Annotated in this window: 5 protein-coding genes; 2 read left to right on the forward strand and 3 right to left on the reverse strand. The window is 42.8% G+C overall.

Annotated features, from left to right (window positions below; translation table 11 throughout):
• Window positions 1-228 (forward strand): DUF934 domain-containing protein (locus HRU21_08980; protein ID NRA42424.1); only part of this gene is annotated, 228 nt, incomplete at its 5' end.
• Window positions 229-524: 296 nt separating this feature from the next.
• Window positions 525-1229 carry a cyclic nucleotide-binding domain-containing protein gene (locus HRU21_08985; protein ID NRA42425.1) on the forward strand — a complete coding sequence of 235 codons (705 nt, stop codon included), beginning with the start codon at window positions 525-527 and terminating at the stop codon, window positions 1227-1229.
• 135 nt (window positions 1230-1364) lie between these two features.
• Here the strand turns inward: HRU21_08985 and rpoS are convergent, their stop codons facing one another.
• From rpoS to HRU21_09000, 3 genes are read right to left on the reverse strand one after another with little or no spacing between them, the layout of a single operon-like run.
• On the reverse strand, window positions 1365-2357 hold the full coding sequence (rpoS, locus tag HRU21_08990; GenBank protein NRA42426.1) for an RNA polymerase sigma factor RpoS: 993 nt from the start codon (window positions 2355-2357) through the stop codon (window positions 1365-1367).
• A 44-nt stretch (window positions 2358-2401) separates the two neighbouring features.
• A complete protein-coding gene (locus HRU21_08995; protein ID NRA42427.1) occupies window positions 2402-3223 on the reverse strand; it encodes a peptidoglycan DD-metalloendopeptidase family protein in 822 nt (273 codons plus the stop codon).
• Window positions 3224-3225: 2 nt separating this feature from the next.
• Window positions 3226-4107, reverse strand: coding sequence for a DUF368 domain-containing protein (locus HRU21_09000; protein ID NRA42428.1), 882 nt, complete (start codon window positions 4105-4107; stop codon window positions 3226-3228).
• Between the last annotated feature and the right edge of the window lie 100 nt (window positions 4108-4207).

Raw genomic sequence — 4207 nt, forward strand, 5'->3', positions numbered from 1 at the left:
TATAGCTATGCCCATAAACTGCGTATGCAAATGCAATATCAGGGAGAGCTTCGTGCTATCGGTGATGTTTTACAAGATCAACTTTTCTATTTATATCGAGTTGGTTTTAATAGCTTTGCTATGCGCGCCGATCAGAACTTAGAACAATCATTAGAGCGATTAAAAGACTTTAGCATCAGCTATCAGGGCGCTGTACAACAACCATCCCCGTTATTTGCTCAGCGCTAACGATTGCTGAACTTTTTCTTTAGCGATGCTGTTAAAAAGCTGAGCTAGGGGCTAGATAACAGCCCTTAGCCTTCGCTCATCAAGAATTTTCATAAAAGGCATATTCGAGCCTTTACTTCTGTATTACTTCAATACTACTGTTCCCAGCGAAGCATTCAAAGGGGTATTGAAAGCCTGAACCATTAATCGTTTAGCGTGTGAACCATGCATCAATTCTTAAACCTTTAAGCATAGCTAAGGCTAGTTTTGAGATAAGCTGTATTGCATGATTAATATACTTAAATGATGTAGATACGATGAAAACGATTAGTCTTAAAAAAATTGATCCCAGCAGCTTAGATCAATATCTAAATCAAATCCCTTTTTTTAGTGATTTAATGCATGAGGATAGACAGCAATTTGAGCTATTACTTAAGCAATCTAAACTGATGCAGTATCAGGCTGGCGAAACGGTAATAACCCAGGATGATGAAGATCAGTCTTTATATTTTTTGTTAAAGGGTAGCCTTACTGTTTTCTCTGACGCCAGCCGCTCATCGCAGATTGCGACATTATCTTCAGGCCAAGTATTTGGTGCACTTAGCGCAGTCAATGACCAGCCAAGAAGTGCAACACTTATCTGCGACCCACAAGAGGCATCAATGGTGCTAGCTCTAGACGCCAGCATTTTTACAGAGCTTTATGATTTCTCAAGCTTCAAACTCAAGACTAAAGCTAGTTTATTACGCATTGTAGTCAACAACACTCGCTGGAAACTTGAAGTCGCGCGTCGACAACAAACTGATCACCCCTTAGCAAAGCAGCTGGATAAATTAAAACCTTTCTCTGGCATGAAAAATACCGAGGGCGAATTGAATCATTTGGCCGATCAAGCATTTATGTTAGGCCAACTGCTAGAAGATTGGAATAAACACGGTCTAAGCTCAACCCCCTCTTCTACCTTTTCTAGCACCTCAGAGCAAAAAAAACCGAGCTTTGTTGCTCGGTTATTTTCACGCTAAGCTTGGTTTAACGAGATACGTAACACTGAGGAGGGCCGTGACTGATCTCTCGCAATTTATTAAAAACTTTGCCGTTAGCTCAGAAGCAAGCTCAATATTATTCATCAAGCCCACTACTATTGAAATAGCATTTACCTAGTGCATGGCTTCGAACAGGGATTCACTGGACAGGCCTTGATGCGTAAGAATATCGCGCATGCGCTTTAAGGCTTCTACTTGAATCTGTCTAACGCGCTCACGCGTTAAACCTATTTCAGCACCTACTTCTTCCAACGTGCTTGGATCATGACCGCGCAAACCAAAGCGTCTTGCAATAACCTCGCGCTGCTTTTGCGTTAGTTCATCAAGCCAGTCATCAAGGCAGGCATTTAAATTATCACCCTGTAAGATATTCTGGGGGTTACTATCATGTTGCTCAGCCACCAAGTCCAAAACTGTTTTTTCATTATCACTGCCTAAAGGTGTATCGATTGAGGTAACCCGTTCATTAAGCTTTAGCATGCGCTCAACATCTGCCACAGGCTTATTGACTTTAGCGGCAATTTCTTCGGCCGATGGTTCATGGTCAAGCTGTTGAGCCAACTCACGTGAGGCTCTAAGGTAGACATTTAGCTCTTTAACAATATGAATAGGTAAACGAATAGTTCGTGTTTGATTCATAATCGCGCGCTCGATCGTTTGACGAATCCACCATGTAGCATAGGTTGAAAAACGAAAACCGCGCTCTGGATCGAACTTTTCAACGGCGCGAATCAGGCCAAGATTGCCTTCCTCTATCAAGTCCAGCAAGCTGAGCCCACGATTTAGGTAGCGACGCGATATCTTGACTACCAAACGCAAATTCGACTCAATCATGCGTTTACGTCCCGCTTCGTCTCCAGCTAAAGCCATACGCGAAAACTTTACCTCTTCTTCAGCGGTCAATAGTGGTGAGAAGCCAATTTCGTTAAGATACATTTGCGTGGCATCTGGACTTCGGTTTGATTTATCATTTTCCAAGGATTTTAATCGCTGCTCAAAAGCGCGATCTTCTTGTTCAGAATCGACAGTGTCTTTTTCCTCGGACAGTTCAATACCAAGTTCGACTTGGCTAACGTCTTCGATAGAACTATTGTTTGATAACTCCATGCTTCACTCCCGGTAGGTATCCGCTGACCGAAAGTGATCAGGGATTATTCTGTTAGATAACGTAGAGGGTTTACTGGCTTACCCTGTTTGCGAACTTCAAAATGCAGTTTCGGCTCGCTGGCAGAGGACTTACCAAGGGTTGCAATTTTTTGCCCCTGCTTAACCGAGTCACCTTCTTTTACTAACAGTGATTTATTGTGTGCATAGGCAGTAAGATAATCATCACTGTGTTTAACAATAATCAGATTGCCATACCCTTTCAAACGACTGCCTGCATAAACCACAACACCGGATCGACTGCTAACAATTGGCGATCCTATTGCAGCAGAAATATCAATACCTTTGTTAATAGTTCGTGACGTAGAAAAGCCTTCAATCACTTTTCCGCGCACAGGCCATAACCAACCTTTATCGTTTGACGATGGAACCATTTTGGAGCTTTTGGGGCGGCTGTTACCATAGACATTTGATGTTTTAACCTGGGAGACTCTACCCTTTGTAGGCTGAGATTTTGACGATGATTTTTGTGCGTCTTTTCTTACATTATTTCGAACTGCCGTTGACGATGAATTTACCACCGTCGAACCCGGATATAGCTGTAAAATTTGCTTAGGGTAAATGGTATATGGTGCAGATATACCGTTAATCGCTGCAAGCTGTTTGGCCTGCATTGAAAAACGAAAAGCGATCGCATATAGCGTGTCACCTTTTTGTACTGTATACGTTTTTGCAGTGTATGGCGACTGACCAAGCTCGACCACTGGCACCGGCGGATGCGATTGACAAGCTGATAACGCTATTATCGCCGCTAATAATGGCAAAGTATGAAAGAGAGCTGCAATCTGCTGATACATGGTCTTCATCATGCTTAATGGTTGAGTTGTGATAGCCTTTCAAGAAGCCAAACGCACACTGCACCTAAAACCGCTAAGCCTAGAGCCATAGGCCAATAAGACGGTGTTTGATTTAATAATTCAAATTGTAGCGGTGAGATATTTTGCTGCAGCAATGCTTTTTCAACACCGCTAGAGCTGATATAACTACTTAACACTTGTTTCCAAGGCCATAGCGCATTTAAAGAGCCAAACAAAAAACCCGTCAGCACTGCCATAGAAATCGCGTAATAGCGCTTTAACAAAAACGACAGTAAATGCACAAAGCTTAATAGGCCGACCAAACAGCCACCACCAAAGAAAAGTAACAAGCCAAGCTCGAGATTTTTAATTGCCGCAATGATTACTGGGTAAACGCCCAATAACAATAAAATAAAGCTACCCGATATACCGGGTAATATCATCGCGCTTATCGCGATAGCGCCTGCAAAAAACATAGTAAAGGGGGTAATATCCAGTTGCACTGGCTTACCCGAGGTAATCAGCCAAGCCACTGCAAAGCCAATACCTAGCGGCAGTAATAAATGCTTGGCTGGCGCAGGCTGCTGTTTGAATAACCAACAGGCTGAGGCAAANACCAGACCGAAAAAGAATGCCCANAAGAGTATCGGGTAGTGGCTTAATATATAGCTAATGATGTGTGCAAGACTCAATAAACTTGTCAAAATACCCAGTAATAAAGCCAACAAAAAATTACCGTTTATGGTTTGCCAAAACGCTTTCGGCCCTTGCTGCCAAAATATATAAAGTGCCGATGGGTTAATGGCGCGTAAGCTATCGAGAAGCTGCTGATAGATGCCGGTAATTAAGGCCATGGTGCCGCCAGATACGCCTGGCACAATATCGGCAGCACCCATTGCCATGCCACGTAAAAATATACCCAGATAATGCTTATTCAACTGACAATCCCTGAATTATCTAATTTTTCTGATTGAGCCGTCTGGGTCACACCTTTTA

The organism is Pseudomonadales bacterium (assembly GCA_013215025.1).
Lineage (GTDB): Bacteria > Pseudomonadota > Gammaproteobacteria > Pseudomonadales > DT-91 > DT-91.